This window comes from Clostridium sp., from assembly GCF_051650885.1.
Lineage (GTDB): Bacteria > Bacillota > Clostridia > Clostridiales > Clostridiaceae > Clostridium.
Map to the genome: position 1 here is coordinate 1 of NZ_JBOFRG010000334.1, position 23182 is coordinate 23182.

26 protein-coding genes are annotated in these 23182 nt (G+C 27.1%); 19 read left to right on the forward strand and 7 right to left on the reverse strand.

Going from position 1 to position 23182, the window contains the following annotated elements; all coding sequences use genetic code 11:
* The first annotated feature begins 172 nt into the window (after nucleotides 1-172).
* The 9 genes from ACRC28_RS16265 to ACRC28_RS16305 all read left to right on the forward strand — a co-directional run bounded on the left by ACRC28_RS16265 (nucleotide 173) and on the right by ACRC28_RS16305 (nucleotide 7437).
* Nucleotides 173-751 carry a histidine phosphatase family protein gene (locus ACRC28_RS16265; protein WP_438544495.1) on the forward strand — a complete coding sequence of 193 codons (579 nt, stop codon included), beginning with the start codon at nucleotides 173-175 and terminating at the stop codon, nucleotides 749-751.
* Between the two features lie 3 nt (nucleotides 752-754).
* Nucleotides 755-1696, forward strand: a complete 942-nt coding sequence (cbiB, locus tag ACRC28_RS16270; protein WP_438544496.1) for an adenosylcobinamide-phosphate synthase CbiB — start codon at nucleotides 755-757, stop codon at nucleotides 1694-1696.
* A complete protein-coding gene (cobD, locus tag ACRC28_RS16275) occupies nucleotides 1693-2751 on the forward strand; it encodes a threonine-phosphate decarboxylase CobD (protein ID WP_438544497.1) in 1059 nt (352 codons plus the stop codon). Before cbiB ends, cobD begins: the two co-directional genes overlap by 4 nt.
* Nucleotides 2741-4168 (forward strand): cobyric acid synthase, encoded by a 1428-nt coding sequence (locus ACRC28_RS16280; protein WP_438544498.1) that lies wholly within the window; start codon nucleotides 2741-2743, stop codon nucleotides 4166-4168. Before cobD ends, ACRC28_RS16280 begins: the two co-directional genes overlap by 11 nt.
* Nucleotides 4169-4342: 174 nt before the next feature.
* A complete protein-coding gene (locus tag ACRC28_RS16285; protein WP_438544499.1) occupies nucleotides 4343-4498 on the forward strand; it encodes a hypothetical protein in 156 nt (51 codons plus the stop codon).
* Between the two features lie 81 nt (nucleotides 4499-4579).
* Nucleotides 4580-5422: a hypothetical protein gene (locus tag ACRC28_RS16290; protein WP_438544500.1), complete on the forward strand. Its 843-nt coding sequence runs from the start codon at nucleotides 4580-4582 to the stop codon at nucleotides 5420-5422.
* 25 nt (nucleotides 5423-5447) lie between these two features.
* Nucleotides 5448-6197: a tRNA pseudouridine(38-40) synthase TruA gene (truA, locus tag ACRC28_RS16295; RefSeq protein WP_438544501.1), complete on the forward strand. Its 750-nt coding sequence runs from the start codon at nucleotides 5448-5450 to the stop codon at nucleotides 6195-6197.
* A gap of 123 nt (nucleotides 6198-6320) precedes the next feature.
* Nucleotides 6321-6866, forward strand: coding sequence for a sigma-70 family RNA polymerase sigma factor (locus ACRC28_RS16300; protein ID WP_438544502.1), 546 nt, complete (start codon nucleotides 6321-6323; stop codon nucleotides 6864-6866).
* A complete protein-coding gene (locus ACRC28_RS16305; RefSeq protein WP_438544503.1) occupies nucleotides 6856-7437 on the forward strand; it encodes a hypothetical protein in 582 nt (193 codons plus the stop codon). The genes ACRC28_RS16300 and ACRC28_RS16305 overlap by 11 nt, the downstream gene beginning before the upstream one ends.
* An 83-nt stretch (nucleotides 7438-7520) precedes the next feature.
* Here the strand turns inward: ACRC28_RS16305 and ACRC28_RS16310 are convergent, their stop codons facing one another.
* On the reverse strand, nucleotides 7521-7748 hold the full coding sequence (locus tag ACRC28_RS16310) for a hypothetical protein (protein WP_438544504.1): 228 nt from the start codon (nucleotides 7746-7748) through the stop codon (nucleotides 7521-7523).
* A gap of 128 nt (nucleotides 7749-7876) precedes the next feature.
* Here ACRC28_RS16310 and pulA point away from each other — a divergent pair, with 128 nt between their 5' ends.
* The 7 genes from pulA (at nucleotide 7877) to ACRC28_RS16345 (ending at nucleotide 16184) form a co-directional block, all read left to right on the forward strand.
* Nucleotides 7877-9886: a type I pullulanase gene (pulA, locus tag ACRC28_RS16315; RefSeq protein ID WP_438544505.1), complete on the forward strand. Its 2010-nt coding sequence runs from the start codon at nucleotides 7877-7879 to the stop codon at nucleotides 9884-9886.
* A gap of 108 nt (nucleotides 9887-9994) precedes the next feature.
* Nucleotides 9995-10372 (forward strand): NUDIX hydrolase, encoded by a 378-nt coding sequence (locus ACRC28_RS16320; RefSeq protein ID WP_438544506.1) that lies wholly within the window; start codon nucleotides 9995-9997, stop codon nucleotides 10370-10372.
* Between the two features lie 74 nt (nucleotides 10373-10446).
* On the forward strand, nucleotides 10447-10851 hold the full coding sequence (locus tag ACRC28_RS16325) for a hypothetical protein (protein WP_438544507.1): 405 nt from the start codon (nucleotides 10447-10449) through the stop codon (nucleotides 10849-10851).
* A 101-nt stretch (nucleotides 10852-10952) separates the two neighbouring features.
* Complete coding sequence (locus ACRC28_RS16330) at nucleotides 10953-12863, forward strand: ABC-F family ATP-binding cassette domain-containing protein (protein ID WP_438544508.1); 1911 nt, start codon at nucleotides 10953-10955, stop codon at nucleotides 12861-12863.
* A 12-nt stretch (nucleotides 12864-12875) separates the two neighbouring features.
* The gene (locus ACRC28_RS16335) at nucleotides 12876-13058 is read left to right on the forward strand and encodes a hypothetical protein (protein WP_438544509.1); all 183 of its coding nucleotides are present in this window, start codon (nucleotides 12876-12878) and stop codon (nucleotides 13056-13058) included.
* Between the two features lie 214 nt (nucleotides 13059-13272).
* Entirely contained in the window at nucleotides 13273-14850 is a 1578-nt protein-coding gene (locus tag ACRC28_RS16340; RefSeq protein ID WP_438544510.1) for a DUF2828 family protein, read from the forward strand.
* Between the two features lie 335 nt (nucleotides 14851-15185).
* Entirely contained in the window at nucleotides 15186-16184 is a 999-nt protein-coding gene (locus ACRC28_RS16345) for a tyrosine recombinase XerC (RefSeq protein WP_438544511.1), read from the forward strand.
* A gap of 10 nt (nucleotides 16185-16194) precedes the next feature.
* Here the strand turns inward: ACRC28_RS16345 and ACRC28_RS16350 are convergent, their stop codons facing one another.
* From ACRC28_RS16350 to ACRC28_RS16360, 3 genes are all read right to left on the reverse strand, one after another.
* Nucleotides 16195-16725, reverse strand: a complete 531-nt coding sequence (locus ACRC28_RS16350; RefSeq protein WP_438544512.1) for a hypothetical protein — start codon at nucleotides 16723-16725, stop codon at nucleotides 16195-16197.
* A gap of 82 nt (nucleotides 16726-16807) precedes the next feature.
* Nucleotides 16808-17137: a hypothetical protein gene (locus ACRC28_RS16355; protein WP_438544513.1), complete on the reverse strand. Its 330-nt coding sequence runs from the start codon at nucleotides 17135-17137 to the stop codon at nucleotides 16808-16810.
* A gap of 95 nt (nucleotides 17138-17232) precedes the next feature.
* A complete protein-coding gene (locus ACRC28_RS16360; protein WP_438544514.1) occupies nucleotides 17233-17721 on the reverse strand; it encodes a hypothetical protein in 489 nt (162 codons plus the stop codon).
* A 157-nt stretch (nucleotides 17722-17878) separates the two neighbouring features.
* Between ACRC28_RS16360 and lexA the strand changes: the two genes are divergently transcribed.
* Nucleotides 17879-18487, forward strand: coding sequence for a transcriptional repressor LexA (gene lexA / locus ACRC28_RS16365; RefSeq protein ID WP_438544515.1), 609 nt, complete (start codon nucleotides 17879-17881; stop codon nucleotides 18485-18487).
* Between the two features lie 33 nt (nucleotides 18488-18520).
* On the opposite strand, the gene ACRC28_RS16370 is transcribed toward lexA, so the two are convergent.
* The 3 genes from ACRC28_RS16370 to ACRC28_RS16380 form a co-directional block, all read right to left on the reverse strand.
* On the reverse strand, nucleotides 18521-19285 hold the full coding sequence (locus tag ACRC28_RS16370; RefSeq protein ID WP_438544516.1) for an exodeoxyribonuclease III: 765 nt from the start codon (nucleotides 19283-19285) through the stop codon (nucleotides 18521-18523).
* A gap of 172 nt (nucleotides 19286-19457) precedes the next feature.
* Nucleotides 19458-20813 (reverse strand): PFL family protein, encoded by a 1356-nt coding sequence (locus ACRC28_RS16375; protein WP_438544517.1) that lies wholly within the window; start codon nucleotides 20811-20813, stop codon nucleotides 19458-19460.
* Nucleotides 20814-20824: 11 nt separating this feature from the next.
* Entirely contained in the window at nucleotides 20825-21091 is a 267-nt protein-coding gene (locus tag ACRC28_RS16380) for an ACT domain-containing protein (RefSeq protein WP_438544518.1), read from the reverse strand.
* Nucleotides 21092-21251: 160 nt separating this feature from the next.
* Here ACRC28_RS16380 and ACRC28_RS16385 point away from each other — a divergent pair, with 160 nt between their 5' ends.
* Together ACRC28_RS16385 and ACRC28_RS16390 are read left to right on the forward strand one after the other, a co-directional pair.
* A complete protein-coding gene (locus ACRC28_RS16385; protein WP_438544519.1) occupies nucleotides 21252-22232 on the forward strand; it encodes a YbgA family protein in 981 nt (326 codons plus the stop codon).
* A gap of 93 nt (nucleotides 22233-22325) precedes the next feature.
* Entirely contained in the window at nucleotides 22326-23153 is an 828-nt protein-coding gene (locus ACRC28_RS16390) for a mechanosensitive ion channel family protein (protein WP_438544520.1), read from the forward strand.
* Nucleotides 23154-23182: the final 29 nt, after the last annotated feature.

Here is a 23182-nt window from a genome sequence, read left to right on the forward strand (position 1 = left end):
TAAACTTAAAGACAAAATAATAATAGTAGACCAAATTTCAGAAGGAATAGTTCCTATAAAAAAAGAAGAAAGATTCTGGAGAGAAGAAACAGGGAAAACAATTCAAAGACTTATAAAAGAAAGTGATGAAGTGTATCGAGTATTTTTTTCTTTAGAGAAAAGGTTAAAGTAAGTGAAAAAGGTTTTATATTTAATAAGGCATGGAAAAACAAAATATAACGAAGAAAAACGTTATTTAGGGCACACAGATATAGAATTAAGCTTTAATGGGAAAAGAGAGATTGAAGAAAAGACTTTAAATTTAAAAGATGTAGAAAAATATTTTACAACAGGAATGAAAAGAACAAATGAAACCTTTAATATTTTATTTAAAGAAAAGAGGTTTGAAGTAATAGAAGAATTAAAAGAATATAACTTTGGTGTTTTTGAAGGAAAGACTTATGAAGAATTAAAAGAAGATAAAGAATACATAGCTTGGATAACAGATACTACGAAAAGCTTTAAAATACCAAAGGGTGAATCTAAAGATGAGTTTTATAAAAGAATTGAAAAAGGATTGAAAAAGGCTTTAGAAAATATAAATGAAAGTGGTGTTATAGTGTGTCATGGTGGTGTTATTGGAACATTATTAGAGTTGTTTTCAGATAGTGATGATTATTTTTATAATCTTCAACCTAAATGTGGTGGAGGTTATAAAATAATAGTAGAAAATATAGATCCATTAAGATTGAAAATTGAAGAGGAGTTTTAGTGTATGAGTTCATTGTTACTAGGTTTTATTTTAGACCAAATCATAGGCGACCCTGAAAATCCATACCATCCAGTTAGATTTATAGGAAGTTTAGGAATAGCTTTAGAAAAGTTATTTAGAAAAATATTTAGAAAAGCTTTAAAGATAGCGGGATTTTTTACGTTGCTTTTTATTATTTTGATAAGCTTTTTTCTAAGCTTTTTTATAGTATATCTATCTAGAAAAATAAATGTTTATTTAGGCATACTTGTTCAGGGAATTATTATTTATTTTTGTATAGCAAGTAAAGGACTAGCTATTGAAGGGCTAAAAGTGATAAAAGAATTAAAGTGTGGAAATATTGAAAAAGCTAGGCAAAAACTTTCATATATAGTAGGGCGTGATACTAATACTTTAAATGAAGAAGGCATAGTAAGGGCTGTAATAGAAACTGTTTCAGAAAATATGTCAGATGGGATTATAGCACCTTTAATTTTTATAGGGATTGGAGGTGCTCCATTTGGAATTCTTTATAAGGCAGTAAATACATGTGATTCAATGTTTGGATATAAGAATGATAAGTATAAAGATTTTGGATTCTTTTCAGCTAAATTAGATGATGTATTTAATTTTATACCAGCTAGAATAACAGGATACCTTATAATAATTGGCGCATTTTTATTAGGTTATGATTATAAAAATGCATATAAAATTTATAAGAGAGATAGATATAATCATAGTAGCCCAAACAGTGCACACCCAGAAGCAAGTATTTCGGGAATGCTTGGAGTAGAACTTGGAGGAGATAATTATTACTTTGGAAAGTTAGTTAGAAAACAAACTATTGGTGATAAAAAGAAAAAGATAGAAATAGAAGACTTATATAAAGTAAATAACGTTTTATTGGTAGTAAGTTATTTAGGACTTATAATAGCTTTATTACTTAGAGGAGTGATTTTAAGATGATGGATCATGGTGGAAATATAGAGGAAATAAAAAGAAAATTTAATATAAATGATTTAGTAGACTTTTCAGCAAATATAAATCCATTAGGAATAAACAATCTAGTGAAAAAAGAGATGATAGTTGAACTTAACAATATAGAAAATTATCCTGATATAACTTATTTTAAATTGAAAAATGAAATTAGTATTTATGAAAAAGTACAAAAAGAAAACATAGTTCTTGGAAATGGAGCAGCAGAAGTAATCTTTAATATTTCTAGAGCATTAAAACCTAAGAAAGCTTTGAATATTGAACCAACCTTTAGTGAGTATGAAGATGCATTAAAAAGTGTAGACTGTAAAGTAATTCATTATGAAATGGATAAAGACTTTATATTAAAAGAAAGCTTTATAGATAATATAAAGAAGGATATCGATATAATTTTTATTTGCAATCCAAACAATCCAACGGGAAAACTTGTTGAAAAAAGTCTTATAAGAAAAATTTTAACTAAAGCATTAGAATGTGAAACAACAATAGTTATAGATGAGTCATTTTTAGATTTTGTAGAGAATAAAAATGACTACTCATTTATAAATGAAATAGATCAATATAAAAATTTGATTATAGTAAAATCATTAACTAAATTTTTTGCATACCCAGGGATAAGACTTGGATATGGAATAACGGCTAATCCGAAGTATCTTAAAAAGCTTCAGAAAGTAAGCATTGCGTGGAATATCAATAGAATTGCAGCAAGAGCCGGGGAAGTTTCTTTAAGAAGAGAAGCTTATATAAATGCAAGTATAGAAAACTTAAAGGAAGAAAAGAAAAACTTATTAGATGGATTAGAAAAATTTAAAGACTTAAAAATATTTAGTGGAACTGTTAATTTTATATTTTTTAAAGCTAGAGAAGATCTAAAGGAAAAGCTTTTAGAAAAAGGTGTTTTAATTAGATGTTGTGAAAACTACATAGGACTTACAAAAGGATATTTTAGAATTGCAGTTAGAAAGAGAGAGGAGAATCTAAAGCTTATTAAGGCATTAGAAGAAATATATTTAAATGAAAAATAAAAAAAGAATAATGATACTTGGAACATCATCATCAGTGGGTAAAAGTACAATAGCTACAGCTTTTTGCAAATATTTTAAAGATAAAGGTATAGATGTAGCTCCATATAAGGCACTTAATATATCTTTAAATTCATATATAACAGAAGATGGCGATGAAATAGGACGTTCTCAAACAGTACAAGCTGAAGCTTGTAATATAGAAGCGAAAGAGTATATGAATCCAATTCTTATGAAGCCAGCAGGAGGACAAACTCAAGTTATAGTTAGAGGAAAAGTTTTATGTAATATGAATGCTTATAAATATAAAGATTTAAATGCATTATTAAAAGAAAAAGCTTATGAAGCCTTTAAGATTGCAGAAAAAAATCATGATATGTTAGTTTTAGAAGGTTCAGGTGGATGTGCTGAATTAAATTTAAGAGAAACAGACATAGCAAATATGCATATGGCATTAAAAACAAACACACCTGTAATTTTAGTTGCGGATATTGAAAAAGGTGGAGTGTTTGCATCTGTTATAGGGACTCTTTTAATTATTCCAGAAGAAGAAAGAAAACTTATAAAAGGAGTAATAATAAATAAATTTCATGGGAATCCAGAATTTTTTAATGAAGGTAAAAAAATAATTGAAGAAAAAGTGGGGGTTAAAGTCCTTGGAGTAATGCCTTATGAAAGGTTTAATATAGAAGAAGAGGATTCACAAACTGAAAATATAAATACAGAAAAGGGAAAAGGGATAGACATAGCTGTTATAAGGCTTCCTCATATGTCAAACTTTACTGATTTAAATTATATAAATACAGAAGAGGGCGTAAGTGTAAGGTATATAGAAAATAAAAACGAGGTAAACTGTGCAGATATAATAGTAATTCCAGGAAGCAAAAATACAATAGAAGATTTAAAAACATTAAAGAAAAGAGGATTTAAAGAAATCTTAGAAAAACATAAGAAAGAAGGCAAAAAGATAATTGGAATTTGTGGAGGCTTTCAAATGCTTGGAGAAAGCTTAAAAGACCCCTTTGAAATAGAAGGAAAAACAAAAGAAGAAAAAGGCTTAGGTTTCTTTAAAATGGAAACAATATTTGAAAAAGAAAAAATAACAAAAAGACTAAAAAGTAAAACAAGTGAAAAAATAAAAGTAGAAGGCTATGAAATTCATAACGGAAGAAGCTATAGTCGTGAAAATCCTTGGATAAAAGATGAAGAAAGATTAGTGGGGCTTAAGAAAGATAATGTATATGGAACATATCTTCATGGAATACTAGATAAAAGAGAAGTGATAAAAGAGCTTATAGGAATAGAGTTTAAAACTTCTTATAAGGATTTAAAAGAAAAAGAATACAAAAGATTAAAAGAAATTTTAGAAAAAAACATAGATATGGAATATGTAGAGAAAATAATAGAAAATTGGCAGTAGAAAACATGCAAAAATTGCATGTTTTTTTATGGAGAAAAATATTAAGGTGAAGAGCCATTTGTGTGAAAATATATAAATATTAGTTAAAATAAAAGGAATAAACAGATTAATATAGAAATAAGTAGTTAAAGAAAAGTTTGAAAAATAAATTTATCTATGGAGGAGTTGTAGGCTATGAAAAAATATGAATATAAGGTAGAGGTATTGTTTATAAAAAGTAAGACTAATATTTTAAATGAATGTAATAAACAAGGTGCGGAAGGCTGGGAAGCTGTAGGGATGAATGAGGATTATATTTTATTTAAAAGAGAAAAAGAAGAGGGGAATTAGTTAAATTAATGATATAATAAACTTAATCTTTATAGAAAACATAATATTAAAGAAAACTAAGAAAAGAATGAGGATATGCAAATGAAAATATTAAAGAAAGAAGATTTATATATAAGTGGAGATTATATAGGGCTTAAAAAGCTTTCTATAAAAACAGGAATAAGAAGAGGTATTATTAAAGATGATTCTCTTAAAGGGAATTATTTAATCAACCCTAGAGAGGAAAAGCTTTTTGATAGTAAAAATTATGAAGTCTTAAAAGAAAATGATGTCGAAAATTTAATGTATTATACAGAAGAGTTAAATGGATTGTTTTTAGTTGAAACTATATACTCTAATAAAAGCAGAGAAATGGGAGCTAAGTTTAAGGTTTATTATATTTTAAATGGCGTAAAATATATTTTAAGCTTTAATGATTTTGAAGAAGTTTATAAAGAGTGTATGGTTGTTTTAGAAAAGGAAATAAAGCTAGATAAAGAGCTTGAATATGTAAAAGCTGGATTTTCAAATTTAGAAAAGACAGAAGTTAAAGTAGATTTAAAGACAAATTTAAAGAGAGTAAAAGAGTTTAGAGAAAAGGTAGATTATAAAAGAAATGTACCATATTTCGTTATAAATAATACTTTAGCAACAACTACGAAATTTGATATAAAAACTAAAGCAGCTAAGGTGAAAACTGATAAAAATACAACTGTTTTAAGATATGATTCAAGAGATAGACTTTATTATGTTATGCCAGATGGAGATATAACATTAAGAGAAACTGATTTAATAGTATCTTTAGGAGATATAAATAAGGTTCACATATACACAAATTATGGACTTGGAAAGCTTCTAGATATTGAAAATAATGTTATACCAACAAAAAACAATATATCTTTATTTGCAAATATTTTGGATTTAGGCTTAAAGGTATTAGGATAAAATAAAAGGATAGGAGAACATTTAAATGAGAAATATAAAGCTTATAATACAATATGATGGAACAAGATATAAAGGATGGCAAAAGCAAAATGTAAAAGGGCACGAAGCTGTAACTATTCAAGATAAATTTGAGAAAATTTTATCTAAAATGATGAATGAAGAAATACAAGTTATAGGTTGTGGAAGAACTGATACAGGGGTGCATGCTAATAATTATGTTGCAAATTTTAAATGCAAGGCAAAGGCTTCAGTAAGTGAAATAAAAGCTTATTTGAAAATGTATTTACCAGAAGATATAGTTGTAAAAGAAGTAAATGAGTGTAGTGATAGATTTCATGCAAGATTCAATGTACAGAAAAAAGAATATGTATATACAATAGATAATAATCCATACTGTGATGTTTTTAATAGAAGATTTTCTTATCATGTAGAAGAAAAATTAGATATTCAAAAAATAAAAGAAGCATCAAAGGTTTTAATTGGAGCACATGACTATAGAAGTTTTACAAATTTAAAAGCAAAGAGCAATAAAACTACTGTAAGAACAATTTATGATATTAATGTTTCAAAAGATAATGGAATTATAAAAATAACTTATTTAGGAAATGGATTTCTTTTAAATATGGTTAGAATCTTAACCGGAACATTAATTGAAGCTGGAAAAGGAAATATTAGTGCTACAGACTTAGAAGAAATATTAGAAGCTAAGTCTAGAGATGAAGGTGGCTTTAAGGTTCCTGGAAGAGGATTATGTATGGAAAGTGTAGAATACTAAGGTTAGTATAAATTTAAGTGTTAAAGATATTTAAAAATATTTTTAACACTTTTTTTATAAAGTGTAAGAAAATTTATGTCCCATCCGTATATAAGGTAAATAGAAAAATGGTGAGGTGTTAAAATGAGAGATGAAGAGTTAATAGACGCTTTAAAAGAAAAAAAGCACGACGCTTTAGATAGCTTCATAAAAATATATGGCAAGCTATGCTATGGAGTTATATGGTCTATTTTAAAGCCTAATAATATGGAAAGCGAAGTAGATAAGTGTTTTAATGATGTTCTTCTAATTATTTGGTATAATGCAAGAAAAATTGAAAGTAGAAAAGGGAAATTTAGAAATTTTATAATTTCATTATGTAAGTTTAAGTCCATAGATATATTAAGGTCTAAAGAAAACTATGGAAGTATTGAAAATGTTGAGATAGAAAATAAAGAGAGAGTTGAAGAGATAATATTAAAAGATGAAGAAAAAGCATATCTTTATAAAGCTATTCAAGATTTAAAAAGTCCAGATAAAGAAATTTTTACAATGAGATATATAGATGATTTAGATATTGATAATATAAGTGAAAGATTAAAGCTTGAACGAGGAACTATATATACAAGAATTTCAAGAGGAAAGAAAAAAATAAAAGATATAATGGAGGGATATTATAGTGAGTTATAAAGAGTTTAATATAGATAACATTCCATATGAAGAATTTAATGAGGTCGAAGTTAGAGATTTTGAAAAGCTTGGAGAAATGTTTGTAAATATATTTATAGAAAAGCCAAAGCAAATTAGAAAAGAAATAATAAATGAAAATAAAAAAGAATTAAATGAAGAAATAAATAAAAGTTTAGAAGTAGATGAGAGAGTTGAAGCGAAATATTTAGGATGCCCAAGTACAGGTGGACTACTAGGAAGTTTAGTTACAATGCTTGTAACAATGCCTGGAGCATTTTTAACTAATTTTGGAGATAGGTCTTTAATAGTTCAAACTGATAGACGATTAATAATAATTACCCTTGGAACTTATTATGATTTTTTTGAAAAAGTGAACATTCGATTTAAAGATATAGAAAAGATAAAAATAAATAGGACTGATAAAATAGTATTTATTAGAAGAAAAAAAGTTATTAACATTAAGGACTATTTTTTCCCAACAGAATGGAGAATACCTAGAAACTTTAAAATGTATATAACATCAGAAAATTATGAAAAACTCTTTGTAAAATTAGATAAATTAACGAACTAAGAAGTTTTTTATCAAATACAATAATAGTTTTAATTCACTAACTAAATATATAAAATCCAGAAAAAATAAAAAATTTCTGGATTTTATTTCAAATAAGTATTTAAATTTAAATATATATAATCTTCCATCTCTAAATGCAACATATTTAAACTATTTAATTCTAATGTTTTTTCAAAACTTTCTGTTGCTAATTCTAATGAGTCCATAATTTCTAAGTATTTTTCAAAACTTAATGAATTTAAAATCTTCTGTATTTCAAATTTGAATTTATAATCCTCTTCATCTTTTTGTTCAATAATAGTTTTCAACATATAAATAATTTCTGCTACTGTAAAAATATTAATCCTCTCCTGTAATATCTATATTATTATTTTCATATAGTAATTATATCATTAACTATAATTTATTATAACACTTATGTTGAATAAGAGGTGAAAATATGACAGATAATATAGATTCTATACAATTATTTCGAGATAATATTTACGAATTTGAAAATAAATATTACTATCCTGGAGAACTTGGCGCTATCTATTCAGGAGAAAAAACTACCTTTACATTATGGGCACCTTGCTCAAACAAAGTATTTCTTTTGCTTTATGGTATAAAAGGTAAAAATTTAAACTATAAAGAGCGTCAGACAATTGAAATGACACCATTAAGTAATGGTGCTTGGCAAATTGAAATTAATGGTGATCTTCATCTTCATTATTATAATTTTCTAGTATTAAATGGAGAACTATCATATGAAGTGGTAGATCCTTATGCTAAATCTGTTTCTGTAAATGGGCTACGCTCCCAAGTTGTAGATATGACTAGATTAAATCCTCCTAATTTTAAAGAAGATAAAAGACCTCCGCTAATATCCTTTCAGTCATCTAGCATATACGAAATGCATATCCGAGATTTTACTATTGATGAGGCTTCTGGAATTTCACCAAAAATACGTGGGAAATATCTAGGATTTTGTGAAGATAATACATTTCTTTTAGGAACAAGTATAAAAACAGGTCTTGCTCATTTAAAAGAATTAGGGGTTACTCATGTTCATTTGCTACCAATATTCGATTTTTCCTCTGTAGATGAAAGTAATTTTGGGATAAATGAGTATAACTGGGGATATGATCCTCAAAATTATAATGCTCTAGAAGGTTCCTATTCAATTGATCCAATAAATGGTGAATCTAGAATAAGAGAGTTTAAAACTTTAATCCAAACTTTTCATAAAAATGGAATTAGAGTTATTATGGACGTTGTTTATAATCATACATTTAAAAGTGATGATTCTAATTTAAATAAAATCGTTCCTAAGTACTATTATAGACAAGATTTTTATGGATGCTTTTCAAATGGATCTGGCTGTGGCAATGAATTGTGTTCTGAACGAAAAATGGTACGTAGATTAATAATTGATTCTATTATTTATTTTGCTAAAGAATACCATATTGATGGATTTAGATTTGATTTAATGGGACTTCATGATGTTGACACAATAAAATTGATTCGAGAAGAATTAAATAAAATAGATAAATCTATTATTATTTATGGAGAAGGGTGGACTGGTGGTGATACTCCACTCCCTTATGAAAAGCGTGCGATAAAAGATAATGTCAAATTTTTTGATAAAAATCAAATTGCTGTTTTTAGTGATGATATTCGTGATGGCGTTAAAGGTCATGTTTTTTATAGAAACTCTCAAGGATTTGTAAGTGGGGCATATGGATTAGAAGAAACTATCAAATTCGGTGTAGTTGGATCTGTCTATCATCCTGAAATAGATATAAATAAAGTGAATTACTCAAATCATTTTTGGGCCAATGAACCATATCAGACCATAAATTATTGTTCATCACATGATAATTACACATTATTTGATAAACTTTTACTTTCTAATTCAGAGGATGATGAAAGTATTCGATTATTAATGAATAAATTAGCTGCCACTATTATTTTTACTTCTCAAGGAATTCCGTTTATTCAAGGTGGTGAGGAACTTCTTAGAAGAAAAAAAGATTTAAATGGTAATATTATAGAAAATAGCTATAACTCTTCTGATATTGTAAATAAGATTACATGGAATCGCAAAAAAAAATATACTGAAATATTTAATATTTATAAACAGCTCATAAATATTAAAAGAAAACATCCCATATTTAGCCTTCCTACAAGTGAACTTATAAGGAAGAATATTACCTTTCTTAAAAATGGAGTTGACTTCAAGGCAAATAATTTAGTCTCTTTTAAAATAACTTCTACCTCTATAAAAGATGATTGGAAAGAGGTTATTGTTATATATAATGCAAATCGTGAATATGTAAATATCTCACTTCCAAAAGGCAATTGGAGTTTAGTTTTTAATAGTCATATTTCTAATACAAACAATACGAGTTTTATTACTAATATATTTAACTGTGCTGAAATAGGAGGGTATATTCTAGCAAAAATTTAATATAATTTATTTTTGTTTTATTATTTTTCTAAAAAAGAAGGATTTTAGATTTTTTTATCGAATTAAGTAAAATGAATTCATTTATTGTTTTATAAGGGGGAATTGGATATGGAAAATATTAATGGTTGTTATATCTTATTAAAAGATGATTTTGGTAACATTTTATTAGTTCAAAAAGGTAAAAAAAAGAATCCTGGAAAGTGGCAGTTAGTTGGTCGTTTCAAGAAAGGAAAAGAAACTAATGATAAATGTATAAATAATTCTATTAAAGAAGATTTAAATACTTTAATCTTTGATTTAGAGGAATATAAAACATTCACAATTGCCGAAATCGGTAACATATTAGTATTTACAGGAAAAATCAAAGATTTTATGAATCATGGAAAGAATATTGTAAATAGTGAGTGGATTAGTAAATCAAAGTTTGAAACTATGGATACTGATGAAATTTCATCGGTAATTTTAAATGATTTTTTCGAACTTTAAAATTTGATTAAGTGTTTTAAACATAATCCTTTAAAACACTTAATCTTCAAATTTATATTTAAGGAAGAATATTTATGGTAAAAATTAAAATTGATAAAAATAGGTTTGATGAACCAATTTTTAAAATTTCTATACAAGATGATGAATTATTGAATAATAGAATTTTAAAAAGAATTCTTTATGAATCAACACCTTTAAAAGGTTTATATAATTATAAAGTTCCTATGAGATTTTTTTATCCTGTAGTAAATAATTTAAATAAAGATTCGTTATACATAGACACACGTTCAAATTTGAAATTTTTAGAATTTACTGATGATTTTGAAGAAGACTTCCATTATTCTATTTGTGCTAATGCAAAATATATGAAGAAGTGGCGTGAATTTAGTTGTCCTAACATATTTGCTATTGAGATTAATCCAATTGATAAAACTATTTCTAAAAGGATTGCTTTTAAAAAAATTGATATGGCTATTTAATGGCAGCATTAAAGAAAAGTAGTTTTTAAGCTACTTTTCTTTAATTTTATCTCTAAATTTGTTAGAATTAATATATCTAAACTAAACTAAAGGAGCAAATAATGAATTTATTAACATTAGAAAATATAAATAAAAACTATAGTGAAAAAATCCTTTTAAAAGATGTCTCTCTAGGAATTAATGAAGGTGATAAAATTGGATTAATAGGTATAAATGGTGCTGGAAAATCTACTTTTTTTAAAATAATTGCAGGCTTGGATGAATTTTTCGATGGATCAAGAATTGTAGGAAAAAATACTACTATAGAATATTTAAGTCAAAATGAAAAGATAGAAGAAAATTTAACTGTTTTAGAACAAATTTTTAAAAGTGATACACGTGAGTTTAAGCTTTTAATGGATTACGAGACTCTTGTTAAAGATATAGAAACTGGAATATCTACTGATCATACAAAGTTATTATCTATTCAAACCGAAATAGATAATTTAAACCTTTGGGATTTAGAAACTGAAGCTAAAAATATATTAAATAAACTGGGTATTACTAATTATACCCAAAAAATGAACGAACTATCAGGTGGTCAAAGAAAAAGAATTTTTCTTGCTGCAGCACTTATAAAGCCATGTGATTTATTGATTTTAGATGAGCCTACAAACCACTTAGATTCTAAATCTATAGAATGGCTAGAAGAGTACTTAAACAAGCGTAAAGGTGCACTTTTAATGATTACACATGATAGATATTTCCTTGATAGAGTTTCGAATAGAATTATTGAATTAGATCGTGGAATTCTTTATTCTTATGAAGGTAATTATACAAAATATCTTGATAAAAAAATTGAACGTCTTGAAATGGAGAAAACTCTTGAAACAAAAAGACAATCTTTAATTAGAACTGAACTTAAATGGATTAAACGAGGAGCTAAAGCTAGAACAACAAAACAAAAAGCTAGAATCCAAAGATTTGAAGATCTTGTTTCTAAAGAGTATACAGAAGTAAATACCGATATAGAAATTAATTATATTGGAAGTAGACTAGGTAAAAAAATAATTGAAATAGAAAATATTTCTAAATCTTTTGATGATAAAATTTTAATAGAAAATTTTTCGTATATCTTCACTAAAGAAGATCGAATTGGAATTATCGGAGATAATGGAGTAGGGAAGAGTACATTTCTTTCACTATTAGAAGATTCTTCTAATATAGATGCTGGGAAAATTACTGTTGGTGATACAGTAAAAATCGGAACTTTTTCTCAAGAAGGGAAAGAACTTGATTTAAATATGAGAGTTATCGATTTTGTAAAAGAAGGTGGAGAATATATTCCTACTAGTGATGGCTCTAAGATTTCTGCTTCCACTTTAAGTGAACGATTTTTATTTGATTCAACACTTCAATATAGCAAAATAGAAAAACTGTCTGGTGGAGAAAAAAGAAGGCTTCAGCTATTACGTGTCCTTATGGAGAATCCAAACTTTTTAATATTAGATGAACCTACAAATGATTTAGATATTGAAACATTAAAAATTCTTGAAAATTTTATAGATGAATATAATGGTGTCATTATAGTTGTATCCCATGATAGATATTTTCTAGATAGAATTTGTAATAAAATATTTTATTTTGATGGAAAAGGAAATATTGAAATTTACCATGGTAATCATAGTGATTATCTAATAAATAAAAAACTTGAAATTGAAGAAAAACCTATCGGAACTACAACTTCATCTCCTAAAAAGGAAAAATTAAAATCTTCATCTAAGGCGCCTAAGTTTTCATTTAATGAAAAAAAAGAATTTGAAGAAATAGATTCAATAATTTCTAAGCTTGAAGAAAAACTTGAAAGCATCGAACTAGATATAGAGTCTAATTCAACTAACTATTCTAAGCTTGAGGAATTAGTTCAAACTAAAGAAACATTAGAATTTGAAATACTTGAAAAATATGAAAGACAAGAATTTTTACTCAATCTAGCTAAAGAAATTGAAGATTGGAAGAAAAATAAAATTTAGGAGGGGTTACTTTTGAAAATTAAAATAGCATTAAAAGGTGTTAGAGAACACCGTATTATTGAAGCAGAAAAAATTGAAATTTTAGATCTTTCTTTAGAAGGGTGTAGTTACAAACAAATTAGGATTTATAAAAAAGGAAGTTCTAAATCAGAATATATAAAATCTGATTTAATACAATTCATAAAAGAAATTTAAAAGAAACAGAATTAATTTTCTGTTTCTTTTTTTTCGTAGAATATTTTCTTTATATTTAGAATATGTATATATAATATAGAGATGTCTGTGCATTGTATTTTAAATTTACATCTCGTAAAATTTAAAAAGACGTAAAGCATTCTTGAAATAACGTCTTGTTTAAAGTCACTGTTAGCTGAAGGCTAACAGTGACTTTACAAAAAGGAGGATTAATTTGAAATTTTTAAATAAAGTTAAAACTTTTTTAAACGATGATGGTGATTATTTAAATGGATTTGACCCAAAATTAGATGAATTTGATTATACAATTGAAGGGGATTTTTTATTTGATAACGAAAAATATCAAACCTTATTTTTTTATAATCATTTATTAAGTGTCACATACAATAAATCATCTATAAATATAGAATTTGCAGTTGCTGCATTAGAAGAAGATAAAGATTATTTCTTTAAATTAATCTCTTATCTTAGAGATAGAAAAGGCCTTAAAAACAAAGTTGCCTTCAGATATATCATTAATCAACTTGCAGATAACTATCCTGAAGAATTTAAATTATATGTGAAGTTTATCCCGAAGTACGGAAGATACGATGACTTATATGAATTTTTTTATACTGAGGTTGAAAATACAGTTGCTACCTTATTTCAAAATCAACTTATTCACGATATAGACTCAGAATCTCCAAGCAATTTAGCAAAATGGTTAAAATCTACAAATGCATCTAATAAAAAAAATAATGCTTTGGGAAAGCGAACAGCCAAAATGTTATCTATGGATTATAAAACTTACAGGAAGACCCTATCCACATTACGTAAAAAATTAAATGTAGTTGAATCTTATATGAGTACTAATAAATGGAGTGATATTAAATATGGAGCATTAACTCAAAACAACTTAAGGAAATATTCAAGTTCATTTTTAAAACATGACCCCCTTAGATTTAATGAATTTATCTATTTAAGCTCATCAAATAAAAAAGAAAATCTTACATTGCTAAAATCTAATAATTTTATGCAAAAATACGATTATTTAGATTTATTAACAGAACACTTGAAAAATAATAGTTCTTTAGAAGTTTATTCGAAAGCAATTAAGTTTTTTTACAGAACATTAAACACTGAAAAGGAGACTTGGCTACCGGTTATTTTATTAAATAATGAAAATCAAGCGAGACAAAGTACTAGTAATTTAGAACATTTATTTGTTTCAACCTTTTTTTTATGCACTAATTCTGATTATTATAAAAATTATATAATCAAAAGCAATGGAACTACAACATTAAAAAGAATCAACAACTTTAATCTAAATGAAATAGTTGATTTAATTAAAAATGTCTCAATTTCAAAAACTATTTCCATCGAGAGTGTGTTTGACCTTCTTTTACTTTCATACATCAAAAAACAAAATGAAAATATCCAACCTCCAAACGGAGTTGTTTTTTCACTTGAAGAATTAGAATCAATCACAGATATCACTCAATCGAACATATGTTCTGACATCGATAAAATAGCATTTTTATATAACCAAATCACAGATAAATGGCTTAATTTCAACATTCCAGCTCCAAAATTAAAAATCTGGGTTAATGAAGAAAACTATACACCTACAATAATTGAATCTGAAGATAAAAAAATTATGATAATAAAAGGAACTGGGGAAAAAGTATTTAGAGCATTAGTTAATTTAAACGTCAAAACTGCAAAGGATTTAACTCACAGCGAATTAAAAGAGGATCTGATTCAAATTTTAAGCAATAAAAGATATGATTTTGGAGATACTTTTCAAATATAAACTACTTTTCCTTTATAATCCTCTATATTATTTCGCTAAATTGTTATTTAGCGAAATAATATGTGGCTATAGGATTTATTTGTTATAATTAAAGCATCAATTTTGTTGTTATTTTAAAATTTCATTATCCCTCTAATTATTTTTTCTACATTCAAAAACTTTTTGAATGTAATTTTTCTTTAAAATAGGTTTTGGTACATCTATTACTTTTTAGTTATTTTTTCTCATTTTAAAAGTCAGTTAAAGTCAATAACTTTATGGTCTATACCATTCCAGTGAAAAATATGATAAAATAAGATATATTATATACATATATTACTTAAGGAGTTTTTATTTTGATTTATGATTTTACTGACTTAAAGAAAAAGGATGAGCTTCCATCTATTATAATAGATTTTTTAACTTACTTAGAGACAATTAAAGGTAAATCTATCAACACTATAGATGCATATAAAATAGATTTAACTATGTTTTTTAGATTTTTAAAAATTTATCGCGAGGAAATTTCTGATGTAGAGTTTTCTTCAATTCCAATTAATGATATCAATTCAGATTTTGTTAAAAAAGTAAAACTTTCTGAACTGTACGCTTTTATGAGTTTTTTAGAACGATATAGAAATAATAGCTCCTATGCTCGTGCAAGAAAAGTTGCAACTTTAAAATCTTTTTTCAAGTATTTACAAAATAAAGCAAAACTTATTGAAGAAAATCCAACTTTGGAATTGGAATCTCCTAAAATAAATAAACGTCATCCCGTTTATCTAGATTTGGATCAAAGCATAACATTATTAAATTCACTTGATAAAAATCACATAAACTATAAGCGAGATTTTTGTATCATAACCTTTTTCCTTAATTGTGGAATGCGTTTGTCTGAACTTTGTAATATTCGTTTAGATACAATCAAAGGCGATACATTAACAATCATAGGTAAGGGTGATAAAGAGCGAACAGTTTATTTAAATGATGCCTGTTTAGATGCATTAAATGAGTACTTAAAAATACGTGATTCATCTAAATGCAACTCAATTGAAAAAGATTATCTTTTCTTATCTAATAGGCATAAACGAATCAATAAACGAACAGTTGAGATAATGGTTAAGAACGCTACTAAATCTGCTGGTTTTAATGATCAAAAATATACACCTCATAAACTAAGACATACCGCTGCAACATTAATGTATAAATATGGTGAAGTTGATATTCGTGCTCTTCAAAATATACTTGGTCATGAAAGTATTTCAACTACACAGATATATACACATGTAGATGACGATACATTAAGAAAAGCTGTTAAGAGCAATCCTCTTGGTAATATAAAAAGCAAGGAATAAATCCTTGCTTTTATTGTGCCTGATTTCCTAAAATTTGATTTAACGCCTCTAAAATATTGATATCACTTCCATCATAAACAACAAAAACTCTCCCCTTTTGGAATAAATGAAAATTCAAAGTCCAATTATCAGCATTTTGATTTACAATATATCCTTTTTCATTTATAGTATTATAATCATTCTGCATTCTTTGTTTTTCTTTTATCCCATATTGATATATCGATATATATCCTCCGTTTAACTGAACCAATTCTTGTGGTACTGAGAAAAGTTTATCATAAGGTTTTGGTGTTGCAGTTATCTTTTTAGCATTAAAACCTTTTGCATTTAGCGAATTTATAACATATTCCGCATTAATATTTGCATCTTCACTTGTAAAATCTTGTAAATTATTCATTTTAGCATTCGATGAATCTCCTATTCCTTTTATTTGATTTTCCGAATCACTAATACCTTTATTTACATCATTACATCCAACAAGTGCTCCTATCATTAAAAAAATCACCATAATAATACCTAAATTATTTTTTAATTTCATCATTTTACAAAACTCCTTCATAATAGATTTGAAGTTAGTTTTTGCTTAAAAAATTCTTTTATTCATAGTCTAAGTATTTTATTTTTTAAATATCTTTTTTTAGATACTTAAGTATCAATTCTTCTTTACTCAATACTTTTAATTCTTCAGCTTTATCTATACATTTTTCACAAATACACTCATCTATATTTTCTGTTTCAGCTCCACAAATTTCGCATTCAACAAATTCTACTATATCATCTTCTGTTACCTCAGAATTACACGTAAAGCAATACTTGTATTTTAACTCTGTTTTTGTAATTGGCTCTTTATAAATTTCTATAATATCTCCATCAATCACCTTTGCCGGACTTACTTTTATTTCAATTACATCAGCTCCAAATTCTACCCCTCTACACTTCTTACATTTTTTCATAAAATCCACCTCATAAAATATAATAATTTAATATAACTATATTCTATATTTACGGTTTTATGTATAAAAAAAAGAAAAAGCAAGTGTATCTACACCTACTTTTTCTTTTTCAATCTTCTTAATCCCGGAAAAATTTCTTCTGTATCCTCTTCTAAATTTCCTTCTTCAAATTCCAAATCTTCTAAGTAAATTACCTCTTCTACTATGTCATCTGCATTCAAAATATTTTGGATTTCTGTTATATCATATTCTTGTTTAACCTTTGGTTTATGTATTCCCTCATCCACCTTAATACTAGTTGACTTTAACATAGCTTCTATTTCTTGCTTAGTTATATTCGGATCTATTTTTTTAGCTTTATTTATAAGTTCAGACCAATCTAAAGCTATCTCATTTTCATTAAATGTTGATTCCTCTAATTCTGATTCAATCATTTCATTTTCATCTATATTTTTTGAAATTTCTTCTATCTTTATTGCATGTAAATCTGCTTTACTTAAATTTAAGCATGCACCGCAATTATCGCATATTTTGTTAGGATCTAAAAAATCACAAAATTCATCAACTATAAAAGCTTTCGTCATGATTAACACCTACCTCAATTTAAATTAGACTTTCATTATATCAAATTTTTCTTCTTCTCGCAATAGCTCATCCATCTTCATCTATTAAAGAACATAAGTTTGATTAGATTATTTCTATATGCTATAATTAATTAAATAAATTAATATGAGGTGTAAAATGGTAAATTTAAAAGAAAAACAAAGCCAAATATATGAATTTCTAAAAACATATACCGAAAATAAAGGCTATCCTCCATCAGTTAGAGAAATCTGTGAAGCTGTAGGATTAAAATCTACCTCAACTGTTCATGGGCATTTAAAACGATTAGAAAAGAAAGGATTAATAAAAAGAGATCCAACTAAACCTCGTGCACTAGAAATTCTTGAGTTTTCAAGTGAAAAGCCTGAAATGATTTCGATTCCTATTATAGGAAACATTACAGCTGGTTTACCAATACTAGCTTCTGAAAATATTGAAGATACTTTTATTTTACCTCTAAACTTTGTAAAACATGATAATGACTTGTTTATATTAAAAGTTAAAGGAAATAGTATGATTAATGCTGGAATCCATGATGGGGATCTTGCTATTATAGAGAAAAAATCTATAGCTTCAAACGGTGATATTGTTGTTGCACTTATTGATGAAGAAGCAACCATTAAAAGATTTTTTATGGAATCAGATCATATTAGACTTCAACCTGAAAATGATACAATGAATCCAATTCTAGTAGATAATTGTTTAATTCTTGGTCAACTTGTAGGTATATATAGAGATTATAGATAAAGCTATTTCCTTTTTGGAAATAGCTTTATCTTTTTATTCTATATTTTTAAATATCAATTCAACCGGACAATGATCTGAGCCTAAAATTTCCGAATGAATATTAGCATCTTCTACATTATCTCTTAGACTATTAGAAATAATAAAATAATCTATTCTCCATCCAGCATTATTTTTTCTAGCATTAAATCTATATGACCACCAAGAATATGCTCCCTCTTTAGCTGGATATTTAAATCTAAATGTATCTATAAATCCTGCATTTAAAAATTCATTAAATTTATCTCTTTCTTGAATACTAAACCCTGCATTTTTAACGTTTGCCTTTGGGTTTTTTAAATCAATTTCATTATGTGCAACATTTAAATCACCACAGACAATTACAGGTTTAATTTTTTCTAATTCTTTTAAATAATCTCTAAATGCATCTTCCCAAACCATTCTATAGTCAATTCTTGCAAGTTCAGCCTTAGCATTTGGTGTATAAACAGTAATAAAAAAATATTTTTCATATTCTAAAGTAATTACTCTACCCTCAGTATCATGCTCTTCTATTCCTAAACCATTCTTTACAGAAATAGGCTTTTCCTTTGTAAATACTGCTGTCCCAGAATACCCTTTTTTAACTGCATAATTCCAATACTGAAAATATCCTGGTAGATCTAAATCAATCTGTCCCTCTTGAAGCTTTGTTTCTTGTACTGCAAAAATATCTGCATCAACTTCATTAAAGTATTCTAAAAACCCCTTTTTTACGCATGCTCTAAGCCCATTGACATTCCATGATATAAATTTTTTCAAAAATTCCAACTCCTATCTATAATATTTTTAATAGGAATTTATCTTATGATTATTCCTTAAATCTAGATAACTATAATTTCTACAAAGTAGATTCCTATATATACATTATATAACTATTAAATTTTTACACAACTTCTATCTATTTATTTTCTACTTTTACCTCTTCCAAAGCTTAATTTTTAAATGAATGTATTGGTGCCGGTATACGTCCACCTCTATTTATAAATATTTCTGATGAATATTTATTTACTGGCATAACCGGAGCGCGTCCTAGTAATCCTCCAAACTCAATCATCTCTCCAACACTACATCCAGCTGCTGGTATAATTCTAACAGCAGTTGTTTTATTATTTATCATTCCAATAGCCGCCTCATCTGCAATCATTGCTGCAATTGTACTCGCTGAAGTATCCCCCGGTACAGCAATCATATCAAGTCCAACTGAACAAATCGCTGTCATTGCTTCAAGTTTTTCTAAATTGAGAGATCCTTTAAGTACTGCATCTATCATTCCTGCATCCTCTGAAACTGGAATAAATGCTCCACTTAATCCTCCAACATGACCACAAGCCATAACACCACCTTTTTTAACTGCATCATTTAAAAGTGCTAATGCTGCTGTTGTTCCGTGTGTTCCCACTACTTCAAGTCCCATTTCTTCTAAAATATGTGCTACCGAATCTCCAATTGCAGGTGTTGGTGCTAAAGATAAATCAACTATCCCAAAAGGAACATCTAGTCTTTTGGATGCTTCATTTCCAACAAGTTGACCCATTCTAGTAATTTTAAATGAAGTCTTCTTTATAGTTTCAGCTACTACATCAAAAGATTCTCCTTTTACTTTTTCTAGTGCTCTTTGTACCACACCCGGTCCTGATACACCTACATTAATTACACAGTCCTCTTCTCCTACTCCATGAAAGGCTCCTGCCATAAAAGGATTATCTTCTACTGCATTTGAGAAAACAACTAACTTAGCACATCCAAACCCCTTTTTCTCACTTGTAAGAACAGATGTTCTTTTTATTATTTCTCCCATTTCTTTTATTGCATCCATATTTAAGCCCGATTTACTTGATCCTATATTAACTGAAGAGCAAACCTTATTTGTACATGCTAGTGCTTCTGGAATAGACTTTATAAGAATTCTATCTCCTTTTGTATATCCTTTATGCACTAATGCTGAGAACCCACCTAAAAAGTCTATTCCAAGTTCATCTGCAGCCTTATCTAATGTTTTTGCAAACTCTACATAATCAGTATCATTAGTTGCACCTGCTATCAATGATATTGGTGTTACAGAAACTCTTTTATTTACAATAGGTATTCCAAACTCACTTTCTATTTCATTACCTACTTTTACTAAGTTTTCTGCTTTTCTTGTTATTTTATCATAAATCCTTTGCCTTGCCTTCACACCATCACTATCTATACAATCTAAAAGTGATATTCCCATTGTAATAGTTCTTATGTCTAATCTTTCTTCTTCTATCATTTTTATTGTTTCTATTATATTTTTACTATTCATATATATCTCCTTTAAATTGTATGCATTGAATTAAAAATTTCTTCACGTTGAATTTTAATATCTACCCCTAAATTTCGACCTGTTTCAATAAGTGATGCTTTCACCTTTTCAAATCCATTTGTATCTTTTAATTCAACCATCATCATCATCGTAAAATTAGATTCCATTATAGTTTGGTTAACATCTAAAATATTTATATTTTGAGTTGCTAATTCATTGCTAATTCCTGCAATTATACCTACTTTATCTTTCCCTATAACCGTTACTATCGCTTTCATTTTTCCATCCTCCTATTTTTAAGTTTTCTTAAATTTTATTTCTTTTTACTTATTTTGTCAATATTTTTCGTCACATTATAACTCTTGTAATTTTGTATTTATAAAGTATATTTTTCTGATTAATTACAAACTATATTATTAGATAGGAGGTTGTATAACTATGAATAATTGGGTAAAACCTAACATTATAATAAGTAAGTGCTTAAATAATCACCCTTGTAGATATAATGGTGAGTCTTCAAATAGCAAACTAGTCTCTAAACTAAATCCATTCATTAATATAATTGAAGTATGCCCCGAGGAAGGAATAGGTCTAAATACACCAAGAAATCCAATTCGCTTGGTTCAAAAAAATAAAAAAATATTACTTATCGAACCTAAAACTCTAAAAAACTACACTTCTTTAATGACTGAATTTGCAAATGAAAGTTGTATTAACTTAGAATCAAAACACCCCCATGGATTTATATTTAAAACAAAGTCTCCTAGTTGTGCTCTTCATGATGCTAATATTTACTCTGATGAGACTAAAGGGGCTTGTGCTATACGAAAATCTAGTGGTTTATATAGTAGTGCTATAAAAACTTATTTCCCTACTCTGCCAATCGAAGATGAAGGACGACTAAGTAACTTTTCAATCCGAAATCAGTTCCTAATAAAAATTTTTACTCTAGCTAATTTTTATAGTTTAAAAGATACAAATAAAATATATTCTATCATTCAATTTCATACTAAAAACAAATTTTTATTTATGTCTTATAATCAAACTCTATCCAAAGAAATGGGACAGATTTTAGCTAGATACGGTTCTATTGACTTTAATACCACTTTCTCACTATATGAATCAAAATTATTAGATTTACTTCGCAAAACACCTAGCTATACTTCTATAATAAATGTGTTTACTCATATATATAGTCATTTTTCGAATATGCTCAGGTCAAATGAAAAAGACTTCTTTTTTGAACTTTTAGATAAATATAAACATGGAAACTGCCCTTACTCTATTCTTATTAATACACTAAAAGGATATGCTATACGTTTTAATGATACATATATATTAAATCAAAGCTTATTGTCACCTTATCCAGAGCAACTAATAGATTTTTCCGATTCTGGGAAAGGAATCATTAGAAAATAATTAATCTGGTTAATTTTTAATGAACATTGTATTAAATCCTCTACTTTTAAAGTATAATAGATTGTTATATATTTTAAAATGGAGGATTAACTAATGAAAACTTTTGACTTTGAAAAACTAACTCACTCCTTTATTCATTGGGCGGTTACTAGTGGTGTGAAACTTCTAATTAGTATCGTTATACTGCTTATAGGATGGAAATTAATAAATAAAGGATTAAAAAAATTAAATATTTTGTTTAACAAAAAAAATATAGATCCTACTTTAACAAGTTTCTTTCATGCTTTTGCTGATATTGCATTAAAGATCCTACTTGTTGTTTGTGTTATATCTTATTTAGGTGTCCAGACATCAAGCTTTGCAGCTGTGATTGCTTCTGCTGGTTTAGCAGTTGGATTAGCCCTTCAAGGAAGTCTTTCCAATTTTGCCGGTGGTGTAATAATACTTCTTTTAAGACCTTTTAATGTAGGAGATGTAATTGAAGCATCTACTAAGAGTGGAACTGTTGAGCAAATAGGCATATTTTATACACATATCATATCACCAGATAATAAGGAAATTATGATTCCTAATGGAAGTTTAGTTAATGGAACTATTATAAACTATTCTTCTAAAGATTTAAGAAGAGTAGATTTAGTTTTTGGTGTTGGTTATAATGATGATATTTTAAAAGTAAAAAATATTCTTCATGAACTAGTAATGAAACATCCCTTAATTCTTAAAGAACCGGAACCATTTATCGCATTATCTGAGCAAGCAGCAAGTTCTCTTAATTTTGTGGTTCGTGCTTGGGGAAAAAACGAAGATTATTGGACAATCTATTTTGACCTATTAGAAGAATCAAAGCTTAGATTTGATGAAGAGGGTATTTCAATTCCATATCCTCAAATGGATATCCACGTTGATAAAGTTACTGAATAATTAAAAGGCCAGTGGAAATAAACATATTT